This is a genomic window from Streptomyces sp. YGL11-2, from assembly GCF_050054615.1.
GTDB lineage: Bacteria > Actinomycetota > Actinomycetes > Streptomycetales > Streptomycetaceae > Streptomyces.
On the sequence record NZ_JBNHIN010000031.1, the window covers coordinates 1 to 22,241 of the forward strand.

22 protein-coding genes, 2 pseudogenes and 1 riboswitch are annotated in these 22,241 nt (G+C 73.0%); of the genes and pseudogenes, 13 read left to right on the plus strand and 11 right to left on the minus strand.

Features of this window, described 5'->3' with window-relative positions; all coding sequences use genetic code 11:
- Window positions 1-447 precede the first annotated feature (447 nt).
- Window positions 448-620, minus strand: a riboswitch (M-box (ykoK) riboswitch).
- 235 nt (window positions 621-855) lie between these two features.
- From ACO1BR_RS28955 to recX, 3 genes are all read left to right on the plus strand, one after another.
- Window positions 856-1,050, plus strand: a complete 195-nt coding sequence (locus ACO1BR_RS28955; protein ID WP_426798053.1) for a DUF3046 domain-containing protein — start codon at window positions 856-858, stop codon at window positions 1,048-1,050.
- Between the two features lie 310 nt (window positions 1,051-1,360).
- Window positions 1,361-2,482 (plus strand): recombinase RecA, encoded by a 1,122-nt coding sequence (recA, locus tag ACO1BR_RS28960; RefSeq protein ID WP_426798054.1) that lies wholly within the window; start codon window positions 1,361-1,363, stop codon window positions 2,480-2,482.
- Window positions 2,483-2,488: 6 nt separating this feature from the next.
- Complete coding sequence (recX, locus tag ACO1BR_RS28965) at window positions 2,489-3,196, plus strand: recombination regulator RecX (protein ID WP_426798055.1); 708 nt, start codon at window positions 2,489-2,491, stop codon at window positions 3,194-3,196.
- A gap of 35 nt (window positions 3,197-3,231) precedes the next feature.
- Here recX and ACO1BR_RS28970 read toward each other — a convergent pair whose 3' ends face one another.
- From ACO1BR_RS28970 to ACO1BR_RS29005, 8 genes are all read right to left on the minus strand, one after another.
- Window positions 3,232-3,609: a rhodanese-like domain-containing protein gene (locus ACO1BR_RS28970; RefSeq protein ID WP_426798056.1), complete on the minus strand. Its 378-nt coding sequence runs from the start codon at window positions 3,607-3,609 to the stop codon at window positions 3,232-3,234.
- 100 nt (window positions 3,610-3,709) lie between these two features.
- A complete protein-coding gene (locus tag ACO1BR_RS28975) occupies window positions 3,710-4,252 on the minus strand; it encodes a cysteine dioxygenase (protein ID WP_426798057.1) in 543 nt (180 codons plus the stop codon).
- An 87-nt stretch (window positions 4,253-4,339) separates the two neighbouring features.
- A complete protein-coding gene (locus ACO1BR_RS28980) occupies window positions 4,340-4,486 on the minus strand; it encodes a putative leader peptide (RefSeq protein WP_426798058.1) in 147 nt (48 codons plus the stop codon).
- A complete protein-coding gene (locus ACO1BR_RS28985) occupies window positions 4,419-6,317 on the minus strand; it encodes an FAD-dependent monooxygenase (protein ID WP_426798059.1) in 1,899 nt (632 codons plus the stop codon). The genes ACO1BR_RS28980 and ACO1BR_RS28985 overlap by 68 nt, the downstream gene beginning before the upstream one ends.
- A 185-nt stretch (window positions 6,318-6,502) precedes the next feature.
- Window positions 6,503-7,438, minus strand: coding sequence for an amino acid ABC transporter permease (locus ACO1BR_RS28990; RefSeq protein ID WP_426798060.1), 936 nt, complete (start codon window positions 7,436-7,438; stop codon window positions 6,503-6,505).
- A 100-nt stretch (window positions 7,439-7,538) separates the two neighbouring features.
- Window positions 7,539-8,186, minus strand: coding sequence for an amino acid ABC transporter permease (locus ACO1BR_RS28995; protein WP_426798061.1), 648 nt, complete (start codon window positions 8,184-8,186; stop codon window positions 7,539-7,541).
- Between the two features lie 163 nt (window positions 8,187-8,349).
- Entirely contained in the window at window positions 8,350-9,261 is a 912-nt protein-coding gene (locus ACO1BR_RS29000) for a glutamate ABC transporter substrate-binding protein (protein ID WP_426798062.1), read from the minus strand.
- A 56-nt stretch (window positions 9,262-9,317) separates the two neighbouring features.
- Complete coding sequence (locus tag ACO1BR_RS29005; protein WP_426798063.1) at window positions 9,318-10,103, minus strand: amino acid ABC transporter ATP-binding protein; 786 nt, start codon at window positions 10,101-10,103, stop codon at window positions 9,318-9,320.
- Between the two features lie 285 nt (window positions 10,104-10,388).
- Between ACO1BR_RS29005 and ACO1BR_RS29010 the strand changes: the two genes are divergently transcribed.
- The 4 genes from ACO1BR_RS29010 (at window position 10,389) to ACO1BR_RS29025 (ending at window position 14,457) form a co-directional block, all read left to right on the plus strand.
- Window positions 10,389-11,126, plus strand: a complete 738-nt coding sequence (locus ACO1BR_RS29010; RefSeq protein ID WP_426798064.1) for a response regulator transcription factor — start codon at window positions 10,389-10,391, stop codon at window positions 11,124-11,126.
- A gap of 15 nt (window positions 11,127-11,141) precedes the next feature.
- Complete coding sequence (locus ACO1BR_RS29015) at window positions 11,142-12,557, plus strand: ATP-binding protein (RefSeq protein WP_426798065.1); 1,416 nt, start codon at window positions 11,142-11,144, stop codon at window positions 12,555-12,557.
- Between the two features lie 199 nt (window positions 12,558-12,756).
- Complete coding sequence (locus tag ACO1BR_RS29020) at window positions 12,757-12,960, plus strand: cold-shock protein (RefSeq protein ID WP_426798066.1); 204 nt, start codon at window positions 12,757-12,759, stop codon at window positions 12,958-12,960.
- 42 nt (window positions 12,961-13,002) lie between these two features.
- Window positions 13,003-14,457: a DEAD/DEAH box helicase gene (locus tag ACO1BR_RS29025; protein WP_426798067.1), complete on the plus strand. Its 1,455-nt coding sequence runs from the start codon at window positions 13,003-13,005 to the stop codon at window positions 14,455-14,457.
- 4 nt (window positions 14,458-14,461) lie between these two features.
- On the opposite strand, the gene ACO1BR_RS29030 is transcribed toward ACO1BR_RS29025, so the two are convergent.
- The gene (locus ACO1BR_RS29030; protein ID WP_426798068.1) at window positions 14,462-15,457 is read right to left on the minus strand and encodes a TAXI family TRAP transporter solute-binding subunit; all 996 of its coding nucleotides are present in this window, start codon (window positions 15,455-15,457) and stop codon (window positions 14,462-14,464) included.
- 48 nt (window positions 15,458-15,505) lie between these two features.
- Window positions 15,506-16,477 carry a LysR family transcriptional regulator gene (locus ACO1BR_RS29035; protein ID WP_426798069.1) on the minus strand — a complete coding sequence of 324 codons (972 nt, stop codon included), beginning with the start codon at window positions 16,475-16,477 and terminating at the stop codon, window positions 15,506-15,508.
- Between the two features lie 125 nt (window positions 16,478-16,602).
- Between ACO1BR_RS29035 and ACO1BR_RS29040 the strand changes: the two genes are divergently transcribed.
- From ACO1BR_RS29040 to ACO1BR_RS29055, 4 genes and pseudogenes are all read left to right on the plus strand, one after another.
- Window positions 16,603-17,220: a maleylpyruvate isomerase family mycothiol-dependent enzyme gene (locus ACO1BR_RS29040; RefSeq protein ID WP_426798070.1), complete on the plus strand. Its 618-nt coding sequence runs from the start codon at window positions 16,603-16,605 to the stop codon at window positions 17,218-17,220.
- Window positions 17,221-17,323: 103 nt separating this feature from the next.
- A pseudogene (gene miaB, locus ACO1BR_RS29045) lies at window positions 17,324-18,605 on the plus strand (tRNA (N6-isopentenyl adenosine(37)-C2)-methylthiotransferase MiaB); the annotation flags it as partial.
- Between the two features lie 107 nt (window positions 18,606-18,712).
- A pseudogene (locus ACO1BR_RS29050) lies at window positions 18,713-18,934 on the plus strand (tRNA (N6-isopentenyl adenosine(37)-C2)-methylthiotransferase MiaB); the annotation flags it as partial.
- A 42-nt stretch (window positions 18,935-18,976) separates the two neighbouring features.
- Complete coding sequence (locus tag ACO1BR_RS29055; protein WP_426798071.1) at window positions 18,977-19,687, plus strand: class III extradiol dioxygenase subunit B-like domain-containing protein; 711 nt, start codon at window positions 18,977-18,979, stop codon at window positions 19,685-19,687.
- A gap of 121 nt (window positions 19,688-19,808) precedes the next feature.
- On the opposite strand, the gene ACO1BR_RS29060 is transcribed toward ACO1BR_RS29055, so the two are convergent.
- Window positions 19,809-20,177 carry a hypothetical protein gene (locus ACO1BR_RS29060; protein WP_426798072.1) on the minus strand — a complete coding sequence of 123 codons (369 nt, stop codon included), beginning with the start codon at window positions 20,175-20,177 and terminating at the stop codon, window positions 19,809-19,811.
- Window positions 20,178-20,359: 182 nt separating this feature from the next.
- Here ACO1BR_RS29060 and miaA point away from each other — a divergent pair, with 182 nt between their 5' ends.
- Both miaA and ACO1BR_RS29070 read left to right on the plus strand, forming a co-directional pair.
- The gene (gene miaA, locus ACO1BR_RS29065) at window positions 20,360-21,298 is read left to right on the plus strand and encodes a tRNA (adenosine(37)-N6)-dimethylallyltransferase MiaA (RefSeq protein WP_426798073.1); all 939 of its coding nucleotides are present in this window, start codon (window positions 20,360-20,362) and stop codon (window positions 21,296-21,298) included.
- Between the two features lie 108 nt (window positions 21,299-21,406).
- Window positions 21,407-21,928: a hypothetical protein gene (locus ACO1BR_RS29070; RefSeq protein ID WP_159510327.1), complete on the plus strand. Its 522-nt coding sequence runs from the start codon at window positions 21,407-21,409 to the stop codon at window positions 21,926-21,928.
- Window positions 21,929-22,241: the final 313 nt, after the last annotated feature.

The following is a 22,241-nucleotide window of genomic DNA, read 5'->3' on the forward strand; positions in this document are numbered from 1 at the left end:
GGCCGGTGCGGGGTGCGGTGTCGTCGAGCTTGATGGTGCCCAGCGCACCGCGGATGTCGCCTACGTGCGCGTCATCGAGGACGGCGGCGCGCGACGCGGTGGCCGCGGAGCTGCCGTTGAGTGTGGTGTGGGTCATGGCGTACCTCCCAAGTCCCCCCGGAGGGAGAGGTATTGGGGGCACGCGGCAGTCATCTCCCCTGCGCGGGAGCGCAGCGCGGCGACCCGTGATGGCGCCTGGCCATACGGGGCGTGACACGGCGGGGAAGCCGCGCAGGGGAGGTGGTTACCGCGTGCCGGAAGAGTGCGAGGACAGGCGGATGGCGGGCCGATGATGGCCCGGACTACTGCAACTGCAATCCATGTCTCTCGCCTCCTTCCGGTCGGGACGCGAACGGTGCGCGTCAGCAACGACTCGGCAAGGAGCAGGCCGGACCGGAATATCCGGGCGGCTCACCCCAACTCGTCAGAGCTTTGGCACTCCACGGCGTAATCCCCGTACCGGGGAAGCCACTTGGGGTCACCCCTTAGGTCGGGGAGACCTGTCCTGATCCGGAGCGTCTCTCGACGGGTGGGATCAGTGGCCTGTGTCCGTGAAGACGCCTCACCGAACGAGGTGCCTCTTCAAACCTCGAAGAGTCTAGCCCCGCGCCAGGACCCCGATCCGCGTTCTTGGCAGAGACTTAACCGAGCGGGTGACGGACGCCACACGGCGGGCGGGCGAGGTCCCGTGGGAGGGCCGGGGAGTCGGGGAGCGGCGCGCGGGCCGGCCGGGAGGCGGGACAATGGCACCCTGGCCGTAAGGCCGCGGAGCGGCGTGAGCCGGAGGCGGATCAGCGTGGGTGCGGAGCGGGAATCATGCGGTTGACGGTGTTCTGGCAGCGGATGGCGGACCATTTCGGCGCGGCCTACGCCGACTCGTTCGCGCGCGATCACGTGATGTCCGAGCTCGGCGGCCGTACCGTCCATGAGGCGCTGGACGCGGGTTGGAGCGCCAAAGAGGTCTGGCGGGCGGTCTGCGTCGCGGTGGACGTGCCGTCCGACGAGCGGTGAGCGGCGGCCCTCGGCGGCCGGCCGCCGAGGGCCCCGGCCGCTGCGCACACTGCGCTCGCTCCTGCCGCCGCGACGGTGCGGGACGCGGCGACTGACGGCTGCCGGTGCGGTGTCGTGGTGCGCTTGACACCAAAATCGAACATCCATTCTCATGGGGATCCGGCCGCGTGACCCGGGCCCGTCCCGGGGTGGTTCCCGGGCATTTCGCGGGGTTGTCCACAGGCCGGAGCCGGGTCCGGGCGCATTGTCAGTGGCAGGCGTTAGCGTCATGGACGTGAAGCGATCGACTCAAGCAAACCGGGTGGAACCCATGGCAGGCACCGACCGCGAGAAGGCGCTGGACGCCGCGCTCGCACAGATTGAACGGCAATTCGGCAAGGGCGCCGTGATGCGCATGGGGGAGCGGCCCAACGAACCCATCGAGGTCATCCCCACCGGATCGACCGCCCTCGACGTCGCGCTCGGCGTCGGCGGCATCCCGCGCGGCCGGGTCGTCGAGGTCTACGGCCCGGAGTCCTCCGGTAAGACGACCCTGACCCTGCACGCCGTGGCGAACGCCCAGAAGGCCGGCGGCTCCGTCGCGTTCATCGACGCCGAGCACGCCCTCGACCCCGAGTACGCCAGGAAGCTCGGTGTGGACACCGACGCCCTGATCCTCTCGCAGCCGGACAACGGCGAGCAGGCCCTGGAGATCACGGACATGCTGGTCCGCTCCGGTGCGCTCGACCTGATCGTGATCGACTCCGTCGCCGCCCTGGTGCCGCGGGCCGAGATCGAGGGTGAGATGGGCGACTCGCACGTCGGCCTCCAGGCCCGGCTGATGAGCCAGGCGCTGCGCAAGATCACCAGCGCGCTCAACCAGTCCAAGACCACCGCCATCTTCATCAACCAGCTCCGCGAGAAGATCGGCGTGATGTTCGGCTCGCCGGAGACCACGACCGGTGGCCGCGCGCTGAAGTTCTACGCCTCGGTCCGGATCGACATCCGCCGGATCGAGACCCTGAAGGACGGCACCGAGGCGGTCGGCAACCGCACCCGCTGCAAGGTCGTCAAGAACAAGGTCGCGCCCCCCTTCAAGCAGGCCGAGTTCGACATCCTCTACGGCCAGGGCATCAGCCGCGAGGGCGGTCTGATCGACATGGGCGTCGAGCACGGCTTCATCCGCAAGTCCGGCGCCTGGTACACCTACGAGGGCGACCAGCTCGGCCAGGGCAAGGAGAACGCCCGCAACTTCCTCAAGGACAACCCGGACCTGGCCAACGAGATCGAGAAGAAGATCAAGGAGAAGCTGGGCATCGGCGTGAAGCCGGAGGACCCGGCGGCGGAGCCCGGCGCGGACGCGGCGGGCGCGGCGGAGGCGCCGGCCAAGGCCGCTCCGGCGGCGGCCCCCAAGGCTGCCAAGGGCACCAAGGCCGCGGCGGCCAAGAGCTAGCCCGCGATGACACGGCGAACGGACTGGCCGAGCAGCGAGGACTCCTTCCGCAGCGCTGCCGGCGACCCCGAGGACCGTAACGGCCGGGCGGGCCGCGCCACTCGCCGGCGTGGTGCCGCCCAAGAGGCCGATGCCGCCCGCGAGGACGGCGCGGCCGGAAGGGACGGCGGTGGTTCCCTCTCGTCGAGGGCCGAGTCGGGACCGCCGCGTACGCCCGAGGAGCAGGCGCGGGCGATCTGCCTGCGCCTGCTCACCGGGAGCCCGCGTACCCGAAAGCAGCTCGGGGACGCCCTGCGGGAGCGGGGCATCCCCGAGGAGGCCGCGGAGGAGGTGCTGTCCCGCTTCGAGGAGGTCGGGCTGATCGACGACGCGGCGTTCGCCGGCGCCTGGGTGGAGTCCCGGCACCACGGCCGCGGCCTGGCCCGCCGTGCGCTGGCCCGCGAGCTGCGCACCAAGGGCGTGGACTCCGCCGTGATCGACGAGGCCGTCGGCCGTCTCGACCGGGACCAGGAGGAGTCCACCGCCCGGGAGTTGGTGGACCGCAAGCTGCGTGCCACCCGCGGCCTGGACCGCGAGAAGCGGCTGCGCCGGCTGGCCGGCATGCTGGCCCGCAAGGGCTATTCCGAGGGCCTCGCCCTCCGCGTCGTACGCCGGGCGCTGGAGGAGGAGGGCGAGGACCCCGAGCTGCTGGAGCAGCACATACCGGAGGACTGAAGGGCGGCCGCGGCGGCGGACGACGGGCCCTCCCGTCACCGCTCCACCGGCAGGCCCGCCTCTCGCCACGCCTGGAAGCCGCCGATCAGATCCGTCGCGCGGTGCAGGCCCAACTCGCGCAGGGAGACCGCGGCGAGGCTGGAGGCGTAGCCCTCGTTGCAGATCACCACGACGGGCAGATCGTGATGGGTCGCCTCGGAGGCACGGTGCTCGCCCGTCGGGTCGAGCCGCCATTCCAGCTCGTTGCGCTCGACGATCAGCGCACCGGGAATGGTGCCGTCCCGCTCCCGCAGCTGCGCATAGCGGATGTCCACGAGCAGCCCCCCGGTGTCCTGGAGCGCGGCGGCCTCACGCGGACCGACCCGTGTCAGCGTCCGCCGCGCCCGTGCCAGCAACTCGTCGACCGCGCTCATGCCGATACCCCGCTCCGCTCGGCCCCGCATCCGCGAGGCGCGCACACTTCCCTGACTCTCCCCCAGCCTCCGGCCGGGGGGACCCCCATGCCGCGCTCGCTCATCCCCACTCCTCCGGACGCTCGACCTCTTCCAGCCGCAGCACCGGACCGGTCCGGCTGTAGCGGCGCATCAGTGGCAGCGGCGGGTAGTAGGCGTGCACGGACACCGCGTGGGTGTCCGCGGAGGTGTTGAGCACCTGATGGACATGGTGCGGGCCGAACGCCCGCCCGCGGCCGTCGCGGAGCGTGCGCTGCCGGTCGACGCCGTCGGCGAGTTCCAGCGTTTTCCAGCCGTCGGTGGGGAGTTGGACGGCGAGCGACTGCTCCGTCAGCTCGCCGGCCGCCGTCGCGAACGCGCCCCGGGAGCCGCCGTGGTCGTGCCAGCCGGTGCCGGTCCCGGGTGGCCAGCCGATCAGCCACGCCTCGCTGCCGCCCGGTCCGTCCAGCCGGATCCAGGTACGGCCTTCGGGGTCGAGCGGCAGTGAGGTGACGAGCGCGGTGTCGGCGGCGGTGCGGTGGGCGAAGTCGAGGAGTTCGGAGGCGCTGGGGCCGCCGCCCTGGGCGGCGGCACGCGGGCGCGCGGAGGTCTGTAGGTCGGGCACGGGATACCGTCCTGAGTGATCGCGAAGAGGCGCGGCCGGGCAACGCCGAACGGCCGCGCGGGCAGGGGAATTCCGGAGAACCGCGGATCAACAGGACGGACGACACATGCAGCCCGCATAGCGGACCAGGTCCAGATGGACCCTCCGCCAGAATCGCGAGCTGTGATCAGTCACTCTCGGAGTGAAGCACGGTGCTTCCCGGAGGGTCAACAGGAGACGTTCCCGCGGCGTCACCGGAGGCGCCGTCCGTGGCCCCCTCGGCCGTGCCCCCGGAGCCGTCCCCCGGGGTGCCGCCCGGCCCGTCCGCTCCACCGGCGTCACCGGCGCCACCGGCTCCGGCGGTCTCCCCGGCCCCGCGCGTGCCGCAGGTCTCCGTGCGCTCCCCGGCCTCCCGTCCGTACGCCCCGCCGCGGACCGCGTCCGCACAGGCGGACAGCCCACCCGGTCGGACCCCGGACAACGCCGTGACCAGATGGCCGTCGGGCCGGACGACCAGCACGGTGTGCGCGGTGGCGCCCGGATACGCCTCGGTGACCAGGATCTCGGCGCGCATCGGCAGCGCCCCGACCGCGCTGGTCAGCCGGGGCATCAGCCCCGCCGACTGCCAGTGCCGCCGGTCCCAGACGCCGGTACCGGGCGCCACCAGCACCACGAGCAGCCCCTGCCCGAGGCGCTCGCGCAGCGGCACCACCGACCCGTCGGAGGCGGTCACCACCACATCGGCGACCGGCCCGCCGGGAACCGTGTCGACCGCCGTCTCACCGGGCAGCCCGGCGGCCGGTGCCAGCGGCGTACGGGTGTACGTGGGCGCGGCGCCCAGCGGTCCGCGGCCCAGATGGCCGTCGGTCAGCAGGGTGCTGCGGCCCCGGGCCGCGCCCGGCAGAACGGTCCGCCAGCGGACCGCGCCGCCGTCCCGCAGCAGCGGCAGCGCCGAGTCCGCGGCCCGCAGTCGGGCCGCTACCGCGTCCCGGCGCTCGGCCTGGTAGCTGTCCAGCAGCGTCTCGGAGGCGCCGTGGTGCCAGGCCAGGCCCAGCTTCCAGGCGAGGTTCTCGGCGTCCCGCAACCCCTCGTCCAGGCCCTGGGTGCCGAGCGCGCCCAGCAGATGGGCGGCGTCCCCGGCGAGGAAGGCGCGGCCCTGCCGCCAGGTCCGCGCCAGCCGGTGGTGGACGGTGTGCACGCCGGTGTCGAGGAGTTCGTACGGCGGGACGAGCGGGCCCTGGCCGCGCGCGTACCCGCCGGCGCCGTCGTCGCCGGGCTCCGCCGCCGAGTCCGCCGTCCAGCCGGCCAGCGAGTCGCGGATCCGCGCCACCAGGGCGTCCGGCGTGACCAGTTCGCGTCCCGGTGGCAGCAGCCAGTCCAGCCGCCAGACGCCGCCGGCCAGTGGGCGGGCGGAGACCTCGGCGACCGGGCCGCCCCCGTGCCGAGCCGGTGAGCGGTGCAGCAGGGCCTCGCCGGGCCAGGGGAGTTCGGTGCGCAGCGCGGCCACCGCGTACCGCTCGACGGCCGTCCGGCCCGGGAAGCGGATGTCCAGCAGCTTGCGGACGGTGGACCGCGGGCCGTCGCAGCCGACCAGGTAACTCCCGCGCCGCGACGTCCCGTTGGAGCCGCGGGTGTGCACGGTGACGCCGTGCTCGTCCTGCTCGATGCCGGCCAGCCGGCTGTCGATGGCGACCTCGGCGAGCGGCTCATCGGCCAGCGCGGCGCGCAGCGCGCGGGTCAGCGCGTGCTGGGGGAGGTGGACCGGGGACGCGGCGGCCGCCGGGCCCGCGGCACCGGATGCACCGGGGGCGCCGGACGGGGTGAAGGCGACACGTTCCAGCAGTCGGCGGCGGCGCATGGTGCGCCAGGCCGACCAGCGGGTGCCGGCGCTCTCCAGGGCGGCGGCGCAGCCGAGCCGGCCGACGAACGCCGCGGTGTCCGGGCGCAGCACGGCGGTGCGGGCGGGCCGGGTGTCGTCCTGGCCGCCGGTCTCGTCGAGGACCACGACCGGGACGCCGAGCCGGGTGAGCGCGAGCGCGACCGAGAGACCGACCGGACCGGCCCCGACGACGATCACCGGGTCCACGGCGCGGCTCCCTCGGTCCGGCGGTACGTACGGGACGTGCGGGAACTGGCAGTTGGAGCCCGGTGCGTGATCACACAGCGTATGCAACCCATTGCGACCGCTCGCGTCAAGTGACGGAGGCGGTGGCGCCGTTGCCACCGCCTCCGGACGGTCCGGTATCAGCCGGGGAGTGGCTGACCGTCCCGTCAGCTCTTGGTGCCCGCCGCGCCGTCCGGGGCCGCGCCGGCGGCCTCCATCGCGTCGGTGGCGGTGACCGGTTCGGCGGCCGCGGCCATGCCGATGCCGGTCCTGGCCCGGCGCCCGCGCCGCTCGATCCAGTTGGCGAGCGCGGACAGGGCCAGGCACATCGCGACGTAGATGCTGCCGACGACGATGATCACCGGGATGTAGGTGTCGTTACCGTTGACGATGATGTTGCTGCTCATCAGGCGGGCCTTATAGAGCAGTTCCTCGAAGGTGATGATGTAGCCGAGGGAGGTGTCCTTCAGGGTCACGACCAGCTGGCTGATGATGGTCGGCAGCATCGCCCGGATGGCCTGCGGCATCAGCACCGTCGTCATGACCTGCGTCTTGCTCATGCCCAGCGCGTACGCGGCTTCCTTCTGGCCCTTGGGCACGGAGTTGATGCCGGCCCGCAGCACCTCGGCCTGGACCGAGCCGTTGTAGACCGTCAGTCCGGCGACCAGTGCCCAGAACTGCGGCTGGCTGCCGGTGAGGCCGAGGCTGTCGCGGTTGCTGAGAAGGATCACCCACAGCGCGTAGATGGTGATCAGAAGCGGGACGGCCCGGAAGAGTTCGACGAACCCGGTCGCGAACCAGCGGATCGGCTTGTGGTCCGACAGTCGCGCCACCGCGAGCAGCGTACCGAGGGCGAGCGACAGCACCGCGGCAACCGCGAAGACCTGAAGAGTCGTCAGGACACCGTCGCGGATGCTGGTTCGCACGCCGGCGTAGTTGAAGATGTTCCACACTTCGGGCTGGAGCTGCCCCTTGGCGCTCAGCCGCAGCACGACGAAGGCGATCAGCCCGAGCACCGCAAGGGTGCCCACCACGGCGTAGACGCGGTTACGCGCCTTCGCCTTCGGCCCCGGAACGTCGTAGAGAACGCTGGCCCCACTCATGCCCATACCTCGCTTCGTTCCGCCCCGCCTGCGCGTGACACCTGCGTCGTGCTGTTCCTCTCCCAGCCGTTGGCCGGGGGGACCCCCATGCTGTGACCACTCATCGGGCCACCCCCAACCGGCGCTCCAGCAGCCGGAAGAGGCCGCTGATGGCGAAGGTGATGACGAGGTAGGCGAGCGCGATCCACAGGAAGATCCAGGCGATCGGGTAGCCCCTGTCGTTGAGCAGCTTGGAGACGTTGAACAGCTCGGTGACGCTGAACGCGCCGGCGATCGCGGAGTTCTTCGTCAGTGCGATGAAGATGCTGCTCAGCGGCGGGATGACGGTACGCGTCGCCTGCGGCAGCACGATCAGCCGCAGTGTCTGGGAGAAGGTCATCCCGAGGCTGCGGGCGGCCTCCGCCTGCCCCAGCGGCACGGTGCTGATGCCGGATCGGACCGCCTCGCACACGAACGAGGAGGTGTAGAAGCCGAGCGCCAGGGTGGCGAGCACGTACGGGCTCGCGCCCTGGAAGAGGATCTGCGGCACGACGAAGACCGCGACCAGGAAGAGCAGCGTCAGCGGCGTGTTGCGCAGCACCGTGACCCAGGCCGTTCCGAAGGCGCGCAGCGGCGGTATCGGAGAGACCCGGAAACCGGCTATGAGCACGCCGAGTACCAGGGCGAGCAGCGCGCTGGACGCGGTGATCGCCAGGGTTCCGAGGAACCCGTCCCGGAACTCGGGCAGATAATCGAGGAGTACGTTCATGGGGTCTCCGCGGTAGCGGTCGGGCCGGCGACGGGGAAGAGGGGCGGCTCAGGGGCGAGAAGGAGCGCGCGGGGCTCGGGAGGGGGCGCGGGAGACACCGCGCCCCGTACACCCGCCGCGGCGGGCGTACGGGGCGGCGCGGTCCGGTGTGCGGCGGGCGGCCTCAGTACCGCGGCAGCGGGGTCTCCGGCGCGACGTAGGCGGAGCCGGACTTGCCGAGCGTGCCCTCGTACGCCTTTTGGTATTCACCGTTCTTGATGTGGTGCTCCAGCGCGGTGGTGATCGCGTCGCGCAGGGCCTTGTCGTCCTTGCCCAGGCCGACGCCGTAGGGCTCCTTGGTGAAGGGCTGGCCGACGACCTTGAGCTTCTCGGGGCGCTGGGCGGCGTAGCCCTTGAGGATGGCGTCGTCGGTGGTGACCGCGTCGACCGAGCCGTCCAGCAGGGACTTCACGCAGTCCGAGTACTTGGACTGCTCGACGGTCTGCGCACCGTACTTGGGCTTCTTGATCTCCTGGAGCGGGGTGGACCCGACGATGGAGCAGACCTTCTTGCCCTGCAGGGAGTCCGGGCCGGTGATGGCCTTGTCGTCCTTGCGCACCAGGAGGTCGGCGCCGGCGGTGTAGTACGGGCCCGCGAAGCTGACCTGCTTCTTGCGCTCGTCGTTGATGGTGTACGTGCCGACGTAGTAATCGACCTGGCCCTTGGAGATGGTGGTCTCACGGACGTTGGAGTCGATCGTGTCGAACTTTATCTGGTCCGCGGAGAAGCCCAGGTCGGCCGCGACCATCTTGGCGATCTCGATGTCGAAGCCGGAGTACTTGCCGGTGGCCGGGTCCTTGAAGCCGAGGAACGGCTGGTCGGCCTTGACACCGATGGTGATGTGACCGGCCTTCTGCGCCTTCTTGAGCGTCGCCGAGTCGACGTTCACGCCCTTGGCGACCGTGTACGTGCCGCTGTAGACATCACCGCCGGCCGGCTTGTCGCCCGCCGTACCCGACTGGCCTCCGCACGCCGTCGCCGTCGCCGCCAGCGCGAGCACCACCGCACCCGCCGCAGCCGTCTTACGCATCCTCATGGTGAACATCCTTTGGTTCAACAGGTGTTGGCATTCATGGTGGCCCAACCGCGGGCTCAGTGGTGGAGGATCTTCGACAGGAAGTCCTTCGCCCGGTCGCTGCGCGGGTTGGTGAAGAACTGGTTCGGCTCGGCCTCTTCGATGATCCTGCCGTCCGCCATGAAGACCACCCGGTTCGCCGCGGAGCGCGCGAACCCCATCTCGTGGGTGACCACGACCATCGTCATGCCGTCCCGGGCGAGCTGCTGCATGACCTCCAGCACCTCGTTGATCATCTCCGGGTCCAGGGCCGAGGTCGGCTCGTCGAAGAGCATCACCTTCGGGTCCATCGCCAGGGCGCGGGCGATCGCCACGCGCTGCTGCTGGCCACCGGAAAGCTGTGCGGGGTACTTGTCCGCCTGGGCGCCGACGCCGACCCGGTCGAGCAGCGTACGGGCCTTCTCCTCCGCCGCGGCCTTCTCCGTTCTGCGGACCTTGGTCTGGCCCAGCATCACGTTCTCCAGCACCGTCTTGTGCGCGAAGAGGTTGAAGGACTGGAAGACCATGCCCACGTCGGCGCGCAGCCGGGCCAGTTCGCGGCCCTCCTGCGGCAGCGGCCTACCGTCGATGGTGATGCTGCCGCTGTCTATGGTCTCCAGGCGGTTGATCGTGCGGCACAGCGTGGACTTGCCGGACCCCGAGGGCCCGATCACCACGACCACCTCGCCGCGCCGGATCGTCAGGTCGATGTCCTGGAGCACGTGCAGCGCGCCGAAGTGCTTGTTCACGTTGTCCAGCACGACCAACGGGTCCCCCGCGGGCGCGGGACCCTCGGCGTTCTCGGTCACCGATACTTCGCTCATCGGCGTACAGCTCCGTCCTCCTCGGTTGGGAGGACCCTAATGACGCCCCGCGACCAGCGTCATTACATCTGAGGGAGAATTGAGCATAACGATCCGGCTGCAACCGGACACACCCGGTGAAGGCGACGCCGTGCCGCCGGAGGTGGGGTCACTCACCGTAGGCACCGGCGGCGTACCGGCTGGGTAACGGATGGCGGCCCGGAGGTGGCGTCCTCTTGACGGGTGGGGCGGCTATCCCCGTAGATGCCCTGTGGCCCGTACGCACACACCGAAGGAGGGGGCCGGATGAGACTGCTGCTCGTCGAGGACGACGACCATGTCGCCGCCGCCCTGTCCGCGGTGCTGGCCCGGCACGGCCTGTCCGTCGTGCACGCCCGCAGCGGCGAGGAGGCACTCCAGGCCCTGCTGCCCGACGACGCCGAGCCGTTCGCGGTGGTGCTGCTCGACCTGGGGCTGCCCGACCAGGACGGCTTCGAGGTGTGCGGCCGGATCCGCAGGACCTGCACGACCCCGGTCATCATGGTCACCGCGCGCTCCGACGTGCGCTCCCGTATACACGGCCTGAACCTCGGCGCCGACGACTATGTCGTCAAGCCCTACGACACCGGCGAACTGCTGGCCCGTATCCACGCGGTGAGCCGGCGCACCACCCCGGCCGCGGGCGGCGAGTCCGCCGAGGAGGCCGCCGCGGTGGAGCCGCTGCGGCTCGGCCTGGTCACCGTCGAACTCCCCACCCGCCAGGTGTCCGTGGCCGGCGCGGTGGTCCCGCTCACCCGCAAGGAGTTCGACCTGCTCGCCCTGCTCGCCCAGCGCCCCGGGGTGGTCTTCCGCCGGGAGCAGATCATCAGCGAGGTGTGGCGGACGAGTTGGGAGGGCACCGGCCGGACCCTGGAGGTGCACATCGCCTCGCTCCGCGCCAAACTGCGGATGCCGGCGCTGATCGAGACGGTCCGCGGCGTCGGCTACCGCCTCGTCGTCCCGGCCGCCGGTGCCGCCCCGGGCACCCGGCCGCCGGCCTCCTGACGGCCGCTGGTCCCCGTGCGCACCCGACTCCTCCCGCTCCTCATCGTCCTCATGGCCGCCGTGCTGCTGGCGCTCGGCATCCCGCTGGGCGTGATCACCGCCGGGGTGGAGCAGCAGAAGGTAGTCGTCGACCGGATCGACGACGCCGCCCGGTTCGCCTCCCTCGCCCAGTTCGTCACCGCCCGCCCCAGCGCTGCGTCCCGCGCCAAGACCCCCGAGGAGGACGAGCGGCTGGCCACCCTCCGGGCCGAACTCACCCGCTACTACGGCCTCTACGGGATACGGGCCGGCGTCTTCTACCGCGACCACACCCCCATGGCCGCGGCCCCCGAGGACCTGCCGGTGCCCACGGACGGCGAGGGCGCCCAGGCGTTCAGCGAGGCGCTGGCCGGCCGCCGCAGCCACGACCCGCACCAGGTCTGGCCCTGGGACGACACCGGCCGGATCCCGGTCGCCTCGCCGGTCATCCGCGACGGCGACGTGGTCGCCGTCGTCGTCACCGACTCGCCCACGGGGCAGATGCGCGCGCGCATCCTGCACGGCTGGCTGCTGATCGCGGCCGGGGAGGCGGCGGCGCTGCTCGTCGCGATCGGCGCGGCCTTCCGGCTCACCGGCTGGGTGCTGCGGCCGGTCCGCGTCCTGGACACCGCCAGCCACGACATCGCCACCGGCCGGATGAACGCCCGGGTCGCCGCCACCGCCGGACCGCCCGAACTGCGCCGGCTGGCCCGCTCGTTCAACGAGATGGCCGACCACGTCGAGGAGGTCCTGGAACAGCAGCGCGCCTTCGTCGCCGACGCCTCCCACCAGCTGCGCAACCCGCTCGCCGCGCTGCTGCTGCGCATCGAGCTGCTGGCCCTCGAACTCCCCGACGGCAACGAGGAGATCGCCTCGGTCCGCACCGAGGGCAAGCGGCTCGCCCGGGTCCTGGACGATCTCCTCGGCCTCGCGCTCGCCGAGCACACCGCCGCCGACCTCCAGCTCACCGACGTCGCGGCGCTGACCGCCGAACGCGTCGACTCCTGGCGCCCGTTGGCCGACGACAAGGGCGTCCGGCTGGCCTACGAGGGCCACCCCGCGGTCACCGGCTGGGCCGACCCGGTCGCCCTCTCCAGCGCGCTGGACGCGGTCGTCGACAACGCCCTGAAGTTCACCCCGGCCGGTGAGCCGGTCACGGTGGCCGTCGCCGCCGACGGCGCGTACGTGCGGATCACCGTCGCCGACCGCGGCCCCGGCCTCGCCGAGGACGAACTCGCCCGGATCGGCGACCGGTTCTGGCGCAGCGGCCGCCACCAGAACGTCTCCGGCTCCGGCCTCGGCCTGTCGATCGCCCGCGCACTGCTCGCCGCCGGCGGCGCCACCATCGCCTACGCGCCGCACCCTCCGCACGGCCTGGAGGTCACCGTGAGCGTGCCGCGCAGCGCCCCCTGACCGCGCGCGGCGCCGCCGTACGCCTGTGCTATCGTAAACGGCGTTGCAGTTGTGGTACCCATGAACTTTGTGCGCGCCCGGAGGCTGGAAGCCCCGGGCGTTCCTTGTTTTCCGGACCTGTTCCGGTGTGGGGCGATCATCTCGGCGACAAGGAGGCCGCGCGGTGCGGTCTCCGGCTTGCCCCATGAAGGAGAAAAACATGGCTTCCGGCACCGTCAAGTGGTTCAACTCGGAAAAGGGCTTCGGCTTCATCGAGCAGGACGGCGGCGGCCCCGACGTCTTCGCCCACTACTCGAACATCCAGTCCCAGGGCTTCCGTGAGCTCCTTGAGGGCCAGAAGGTCACCTTCGACGTGACCCAGGGCCCCAAGGGCCCGCAGGCGGAGAACATCGCCGCCGCCTGACGCCCCCGCGTCCCGTGGACAGGGCCCGCACCGGCCGCGCCGGTGCGGGCCCCGTCCCGTTTCCCGCGGGGCGGCACCCCTCCCGCGGTCACCTCTCTCCCTCCCCCTGAAGGGCCTTTCGTGACACCAGCGACCGCACCGCGACCGAGCGCCGACCGCGGAACGCCCGCCCGGGCGTCCACCCCTCCGCCCGCCGGCTCCTTCGACGAGCTGCCGCTGGCCGAGGCGCTCCGCACCGCACTGCGCGCGCAGGGCGTCACCACCCCGTTCCCCATCCAGGCGGCCACCCTCCCGGCCACCCTCGCCGGCCGCGACGTCCTCGGCCGCGGCCGCACCGGCTCCGGCAAGACCCTCGCCTTCGGCCTCGCCCTGCTCAGCCGTACGGCGGGCAAGCGCGCCGAGAGCAAGCGCCCCCTGGCACTGGTGCTGGTCCCCACCCGCGAACTGGCCGGCCAGGTCACCGACGCGCTCGCCCCGTACGCCGCGGCCCTGCGGCTGCGCTGCGCCACCGTCGTCGGCGGCACCTCGATCAACCGGCAGACCGAGGCCCTGCGCAAGGGCGCCGAAGTACTGGTCGCCACCCCGGGCCGGCTCGCCGACCTGCTGGACCGGCGCGCCTGCACGCTCGACCGGGTCGCCGTCACCGTCCTCGACGAGGCCGACCAGATGACCGACATGGGCTTCCTGCCGCAGGTCACCCGCCTGATGGAGAAGACCGCCCCCGACGGCCAGCGGATGCTGTTCTCCGCCACCCTCGACCGCAATGTCGACAAGCTGGTCCGCCGCTTCCTGACCGACCCGGTCACCCACTCCGTGGACCCCTCGGCCGCGACCGTGACCACCATGGAGCACCACGTCCTGTACGTGGACGACGCCGACAAGCGCGCCACCGCCACCGAGATCGCCGCCCGCGACGGTCGGGTGATCATGTTCGTGGACACCAAGCGCGGCGCCGACCGCCTCACCAAGCACCTGCTCGCCCAGGGCGTCCACGCCGCGGCGCTGCACGGCGGCAAGACCCAGCCGCAGCGCACCCGCACCCTGGAGCACTTCCGCACCGGCCGTGCCACGGCGCTGGTCGCCACCAACGTCGCGGCGCGCGGCATTCACATCGACGGCCTCGACCTCGTCGTCAACGTCGACCCGCCGACCGAGGCCAAGGACTACCTCCACCGCGGCGGCCGTACCGCGCGGGCCGGCGAGTCCGGCACCGTCGTCACCCTCGTCACGCCCGGCCAGCGCCGGGAGATGACCCGGCTGATGCGCCAGGCGAAGATCACCCCAGGCACCGCCCGGGTCCGCCCCGGCGACGCCGAGCTGGTGCGCGTCACCGGCGCCCGTACGCCCAGCGGCGAGCCCGTCGTGATCGCCGCACCGGCGCCCGGGCGGACGGCCGGGGCGGGCGCGCCCGGCGGCGGGAGCGGCAGTGGCGGCGGTGGTCGGCGCCGGCGTCCGCGCCGTGGCCGGCCGTCGGGACGCAGGCCGGTCACTGCTTGACCGATCACTGCTTGACCGACACGTAGTACTCCCGGGCCCCCTTGTGCAGCGGCAGCGGATCGGTGAACACCGCCGTCCGCAGGTCCACGTTCTGCGCCGCGTGCACCTCGTGCCCGATCGCGTCCCGGCTGTTGATGACGGTCCGGGTGATGCCGAACGTCAGCGCGGCATCCTCCCGGTCCGTCGTCACCAGCAGGTTCGCGACCGCGATGGTCTTCACCGCCTCGCCGTCCTGCGCCTGCGGATACGCGTCGGCGGGCATCACCGCCGCCCGGTAATAGCGGGTGCGCTCACCCTGCTTGTGCAGTGCCTCGCTCAGATCCCCGAGCTGCACCAGCCGCACCGGGAACCGCTGCGTCAGCCGCTGCACCGCCTGCGTCGGCAGCCCGCCCGACCAGAAGAACGCGTCCAGGTCGCCGTGCTCCAGCCGGCCGGGCGCCTGGTCGATGCCGACCCGCACCGGCACGATGTCCCGGTCGAAATCCAGGCCGGCCGCCTCCATCAGCCGCCGGGTGATCAGCTGGACGCCCGAGCCGTCCGTCCCGACGCCCACCCGCAGGCCCCGCAGGTCCCTGGCCGACCGCACCGGGGAGTTCTTCGGCACCACCAGCTGCATGTAGTCGTCGTAGAGCCGCGCACAGGCCCGCAGCCGGTCCGCGCCCGGCTCGTGCCCGACCTGGTAGGCGGCCACCGCGTCCGCCGTCGCGATGGTGAACGCCGCGCGCCCGGAGACCAGTTGGCGCAGATTGTCGATCGAGCCCTCGCTCCGCGTCAGCCGCAGATCCACCCCCGGCATGTCCCGCGCCAGATCCTGCTTCAGCAACTCGCCGTAGCGCGCGTACACCCCCGTCGGCACACCGGTGGCCAACGTCACCCGGCCGCTCGGCGCACGCTCACCGACCGGCGGCAGCAGCCACCACAGCACCATCCCGAGCACGGCCAGCACCGCGCCCGCCGCGGTGAGCGCGCGGCGAGCGGGGCGGGGGAGTGCGGTGACCATGGGCGGGATCCTGCCAGGACGGGCCGCTCATGGGGAGGGGCGGGCAGGTCACGTATCGGCCTCCGGACGCCGCCCGGCGTCCGCCCCCGCGCCCGCACCGGAGTCGGGTCCCGCCCCGGCCGTCCCCATCGCCGTCCGCAGGCACTCCAGCAGCGCCTGGGCCGCCGGCCCCGCCGGCCCGTCCGCCCGCCAGGTCAGCGCGACCCGGCCGCGCGGGCAGGGCGTACGGAATTCCAGCGTCCGCACCCCGGCCGCCGTCGCCGCATCGGGCGCCGGCACGACCGCCACCCCCAGCCCCCGGGCCGCGAGCCGGGTCAGCAGCTGCGGCGCCGCCGCCTCGAACGCGATCCGCGGCCGGAACCCGGCATCGGTGCAGGCGCGCTCCAGCACCCCGCGGACACCGGTCCCGCGCGGCAGGCTGATCAATGGGCGGTCGCGCAGCGCCGCCAGCGGGATGCGCCCGCCCTCCGCGGCCGCCAGGAGCGGATCGTCCGGAGCGACCGCCGCCACCAGCGGCTCGTCGACGACGACCTGGAGCGAGAGCCCCGCCGGCGGCACCGCGTCCGCGACGCCCAGCAGCGCCACATCGAGCTCCCCGCACTGGAGCGCGGCGAGCAGCCGCTCCGAGGTGTCCTCGGTCAGCGCGATGTCGACCTGCGGATGCGCGTCGTGGAACCCGGCCAGCAGCGATACCACGTCGCGGTCCGTGCCGGCGTGCGCCCCCGACACCATCCCGAGCGCGACCTGGCCGCGCAGCAGCCCGGTGAACTCGTCCACGGTGTGCCGTACGCCGGCGACGGCGGCCAGCACGGCCCGTGCGTACGGGAGCACGGCCGCGCCCACCTCCGTCAGCGTCACCGACCGGCCGGACCGGTCCAGCAGCGGCTGCCCCAGCTCCCGTTCGAGCTGCCGGACCTGGGCGCTCACCCCCGGCTGTGCCAGATGCAGACGGGCCGCGGCCCGGGTGAAGTTGGCCTCTTCCGCCACGGCGACGAAGTACTGGAGCTGGCGCAGTTCCATAACCGGCAATGCTAGTTACCAGAACACCAAACTCTTGGACTCATGGCACCCGTCACCAAGATCCTGGAAGCCGAACAGCTGACGGGCGGGGCCGGGGACGGCCGCCCGGAGACGGGGGAGCGACCATGGACATCCGAGCCGCCATCGCCGCCGAACGGCGCGAGCTGGCCGACCTGCTGGACGGCCTGACGGCCGAGCAGTGGGACGCCCCCAGCCTGTGCGCCGGCTGGCGCGTCCGCGACGTCGCGGCCCATATGTCGCTCGGCTTCCGCTACCGGCTCCCCGCACTGGCCGCCGAACTCCTCAAGGCCCGCGGCAGCCTGCACCGGATGACCGACCGCTGCGCCCGCAAGGACGCCGCCGCCCTCTCCGCACCGCAGCTCGCCGCCGCCCTGCGGGACAACGCCGACCACCCCTGGACCCCGCCGGTCGGCGGCTTCGAGGCGGCGCTGGGGCACGACGTCGTCCACGGCCTCGACATCACCGTCCCGCTCGACCTGGACCGCCGCGTCCCCGAGGACCGCCTCCGCGTCCTGCTGGCCGGCGTCACCCCCAAGTCCCTGAAGTTCTTCCGCGCCGACACCGACGGCATCGCCCTGCACGCCGACGACCTCGACTGGTCCTTCGGCACCGGCACCCCCCTCCACGGCACCGCCCAGGACCTCCTCCTGGTCGCGTTCGGCCGCAAACTCCCCCCGGGCCGCCTCCGCGGCGCACCCGGCGAGCGCTTCACCACCGCCTGACCGCCCCCGCCCCGCCGCGGTCCGGCGGCGCCCCGCCGACAGCTCCGCGGCGGCCCGGGATCCGGCGTCCGGAGACGCCCCCGGCAGCACCTACCCTTGAGGAATGACCAGCAGCAGCGACCGGAGCCAGGCAGTGGACGTCAACAGAAGCTACGAGATCCGCACCTACGGGTGCCAGATGAACGTCCACGACTCCGAGCGGCTGTCCGGCCTGCTGGAAGAGGCCGGATACGTCCCCGCGCCCAAGGACGGCGACGGCGCCGACGTGGTGGTCTTCAACACCTGCGCGGTGCGGGAGAACGCCGACAACCGGCTCTACGGCAACCTCGGCCAGCTCGCCCCGAAGAAGGCCGCGCGCCCCGGGATGCAGATCGCCGTCGGTGGCTGCCTGGCCCAGAAGGACCGCGACACCATCGTCAGGAAGGCCCCCTGGGTCGACGTGGTCTTCGGGACGCACAACATCGGCAAGCTGCCCGTCCTGCTGGAGCGCGCCCGCGTCCAGGAGGAGGCGCAGGTGGAGATCGCCGAGTCCCTGGAGGCGTTCCCCTCGACCCTGCCGACCCGCCGCGAGAGCGCGTACGCCGCCTGGGTCTCCATCTCCGTGGGCTGCAACAACACCTGTACGTTCTGCATCGTCCCGGCGCTGCGCGGCAAGGAGAAGGACCGCCGGCCCGGTGACATCCTCGCCGAGGTGGAGGCGCTGGTCGCCGAGGGCGTCAGCGAGATCACCCTGCTCGGCCAGAACGTCAACGCCTACGGCTCGGACATCGGCGACCGCGAAGCCTTCAGCAAGCTGCTGCGCGCCTGCGGGAAGATCGAGGGCCTGGAGCGGGTCCGCTTCACCTCCCCGCACCCGCGCGACTTCACCGACGACGTGATCGCGGCCATGGCCGAGACGCCCAACGTGATGCCGCAGCTCCACATGCCGCTGCAGTCCGGCTCCGACCGGGTCCTCAAGGCGATGCGCCGCTCGTACCGCCAGGAGCGGTTCCTCGGCATCATCGAGAAGGTCCGCGCCGCGATGCCGGACGCGGCCATCTCCACCGACATCATCGTCGGCTTCCCCGGGGAGACCGAGGAGGACTTCGAGCAGACCCTGCACACCGTGCGCGAGTCCCGCTTCGCGCAGGCGTTCACCTTCCAGTACTCCAAGCGCCCCGGCACCCCCGCGGCCGACATGGAGGGCCAGATCCCCAAGGCCGTCGTCCAGGAGCGCTACGAGCGCCTGGTCGCCCTCCAGGAGGAGATCTCCTGGGAGGAGAACAAGAAGCAGGTCGGCCGCACCCTTGAGGTCATGGTCGCCGAGGGCGAGGGCCGCAAGGACGGCGCCACCCACCGGCTCTCCGGCCGCGCGCCCGACAACCGCCTCGTCCACTTCAACCCGACCCTGCAGGACGCCGACGACCACCGCGCCCGAGGCATCGAGACGTCCGACGTCACCGGGCCCGCTCCGCGACCCGGCACTGCGTCCAACGTCACCGGGCCCGCTCCGCGACCCGGTGACATGGTCACCGTCGAGGTGACCTATGCCGCGCCGCACCACCTCCTGGCCGAGGGCCCGGCCCTGAGCATCCGGCGCACCCGCGCCGGCGACGCCTGGGAGAAGCGGAACGCCGCCCCCGCGGAGAAGCCCAAGGGCGTCCTCCTCGGCCTACCCACCATCGGGGCCCCGGCTCCGAGCCCGGCGCCCGCGGCCGGCTGCGGCTGCGACTGACCCGCGCGGACGGCCCGGGCCCCGGGCGTTACGCTGCGTGGCATGCTCGTTGCCGCCGCCCTGTGCCCCTGCCCGCCGCTGCTCGTACCGGAGGTCGCCGCCGGCGCCGCCCCTGAGCTGGCTGGGTTGCGTGCCGCGTGCCTGGACGCGGTCGGCGTGCTCGCCGCGGCCCGCCCGGACCGTCTGGTCGTCCTCGGCCCCACCGACGAGGCGGGCCGGGGCACGCACCCGCAAGGCGCCACCGGCTCCTTCCGCGGCTTCGGGGTGGACCTGCACGTACGGCTCGGCGCCGCCGGACCGGCGCCCGAACGGGACCTGCCGCCGTCGCTGTCCATCGGCGCCTGGCTGCTGTCCCGTACGGACTGGGCCGACGCGCCCGTCGAGGGGCTGGGCGTGACGGAGTCGCTCGCCGGCGACCGCTGCCGGGCGCTGGGCCGCGAACTCGCCGCGTCCGCGCCCCGGTTGGCGCTGCTCGTGATGGGCGACGGCAGCGCCCGCCGGTCGCTCAAGGCGCCCGGCTACTTCGACGAACGGGCCGCGGACTTCGACGCCGCGACGGCCCGCGCCCTCGGATCAGCCGATATCGCCGCCCTGAGAGCCCTCGACGAAGACCTTGCCGCGGACCTCCTGGTGTCCGGGCGGTCCTGCTGGCAGGTCCTGGCGGGCGCCGCCGAGGGCGCCGGCCTGGGCGGCCGGCTGCTGCGCGAGGAGGCCCCGTACGGCGTCGGCTACGTCGCGGCGGCCTGGACGTAACCAGCGGCACGGCAACCCCCGTACGCGTCCGCACCCCGCCAGGGCACCGACGCAGCGCAACGGCCGCGAGGCGGCTTGCTCGCCCCGCGGCCGTTGCGACCGGCATCCGGCAGGCGTGCGCCTACTTGCGCGCGCCCTCACTGTCCGCCGCCGCTCCCGCGGACTGCTGCCGCGGAATCCCGGCGCCCTCGGCCGCCTCGGCCGGCTCCTCGGCCGCAGCGTCGCCGTCCGCGTCGCCGGACTCCTCCGGAACCGCCTGCGGCGCCTCGGCCGCGGTCTGCTCGGCGTCCTCCGGTTCCGCCGCCGTGGCGTCCGTACCGGCCTCGGCCTGCGCCGCGTCCGCCTGCGCGCCGTCCTCCGGCTGCGCCTCGGTCCCCGGCTGCGCCTCCGACTCCGGCTGCGGCTCCGACTCCGCCGTCACCGCCGCTGCGGCACTCTCCTCCATCGCCGCCTCGGCCTTACGCCGACGGAACCGCGAAAACACGCCCATAACTGCTCCTACGCTCCTCATGTGGGCGAAATCCCTTCGTCGCCCGGAGCGTCCTCTTGCGCCGCCCGACGGGCGCCGGCAGCGCACCGGCGTTCGGGATCTCGCAACAGGCAACGACGCCGTCGGTGCCCCGTCACGTCGCTCGTTCGAGATGGGGGCGTGAGGTTTGCGAGACTGACGGGGTGAACACCGTCGTCCCCACTCCCCGAGTCGTCGCCGTCGTCGGCCCCACCGCGGCCGGAAAGTCCGATCTGGGCGTCGCGCTCGCCCGGCACCTGGGCGGCGAGGTGATCAACGCCGACTCGATGCAGCTCTACCGCGGCATGGACATCGGCACCGCCAAGCTGACACCGGAGGAGCGGCAGGGCGTCCCGCACCACCTCCTCGACATCTGGGACGTCACCCGCGCGGCCAACGTCGCCGAGTACCAACGGCTGGCCCGCGCCGAGATCGACCGGCTGCTCGCCGAGGGCCGCACCCCGATTCTCGTGGGCGGCTCGGGCCTGTACGTACGCGGAGCCCTCGACGCCCTGGAATTCCCCGGCACCGACCCCGCCGTCCGCGCCCGCCTGGAGGCCGAACTGGCCGAACTGGGCAGCGGCGCCCTGCACACCCGGCTGGCCGCCGCCGACCCCGAAGCCGCCCACGCGATCCTGCCCGGCAACGGCCGCCGCATCGTGCGCGCCCTGGAGGTCATCGAGATCACCGGCCGCCCCTTCACCGCCAACCTCCCCGGCCACGAATCCGTCTACGACACCGTGCAGATCGGCGTCGACGTCGAGCGCCCCGAACTCGACGAGCGGATCGCGCGCCGGGTGGACCGCATGTGGGAGGCGGGCCTGGTCGACGAGGTGCGCCGCCTGGAGGCCGCGGGGCTGCGCGAGGGCCTGACGGCCTCCCGAGCGCTCGGCTACCAGCAGGTGCTCGCCCAGCTGGCGGGGGAGTGCACCGAGCAGGAGGCGCGGGACGAGACGGTGCGCGCCACCAAGCGATTCGCGCGCCGTCAGGACTCGTGGTTCCGCCGGGACCCCCGGGTCCACTGGCTCAGTGGGGCCGCCGACCGCCGGGCCGACCTCCCCGGGCTCGCGCTGGCGTTGCTCGAACGACCGGTCACAGCCTGATCACGTCATGGCATCGGGACGCTCCGGCCGTTATCCGGCCCCCTGAGGGCGTGTCATCATCAACCTTCGATCGAGGCGTGCAATCTGTAGTGGGGAGGGCGCGTGGCAATGGAGGCCGGCCCTCGCAACAGAGCCCAGCAGCCGGACCGTAACGGCACCGAGGCGGCACCGCCGCGCCACGACGGCCCGGAGACGCACGACATCATCCCCGGGCCCCATGACGGCCCGACGGCCACCCTGGACGCCTCGGACGGCCCCGACGCCGACCACGACGCACCTCCCGAGGGCGGCGAGTCCTTCCGCGACCTGCGCCCGCCCCGCCGACTGCGGCTGTGGCAGCTCGCCCCGATCGTCGGCCTCGCCGCCGTCGGGTCGCTGATGTTCGCCTTCCCGCTCGCCTTCGAGTTCGGCGGCGACGGCGGCGCGGTGATCGCCATGCTCGGCCTGCTGCTCTGCTGCTGCGCCGCCGGCTGGGGCATGATGGCCGCCCGCCGCGTCGGCTACACCTGGCCCGGCCTCCCGGCCCGCGGCTCCGGCCGCCGCGCCAGCTGGCGCGTGGTCCTCCTCTACGCCGCGGTGGTCGCCGTCCTCGCCGCCCTGGCCATCTGGCGCGTGGCCCGGCTGCGCTGAACTCCGCCCTCCGGCTGTCTCCGGACCGGCTCGTCCGTCGTCCCTCCCGTCCCGGGCGTCCGGCTGTCTTCCGGGCAGTGCGGCTGTCTTCCCGCCCCTCTGCCTGTCTTGCTGTCTTCCCGCTCCTCTGCCTGTCTTTCCGCCAGTCCGTCCGTCTTCCTTCCCCGCCACCCACCCGCGGCTCTGGCCTTTGTTTTTCCCCGCCGCCCACCCCCCTTCGGGGGGTGGGCGGGTGTAGTGCGCGAAGCGCGAGGCGCGGAACGCGCAAGTAGCGGAACGCGCAAGTAGGGGACGGGCCTGGGGGGGGGGGGGG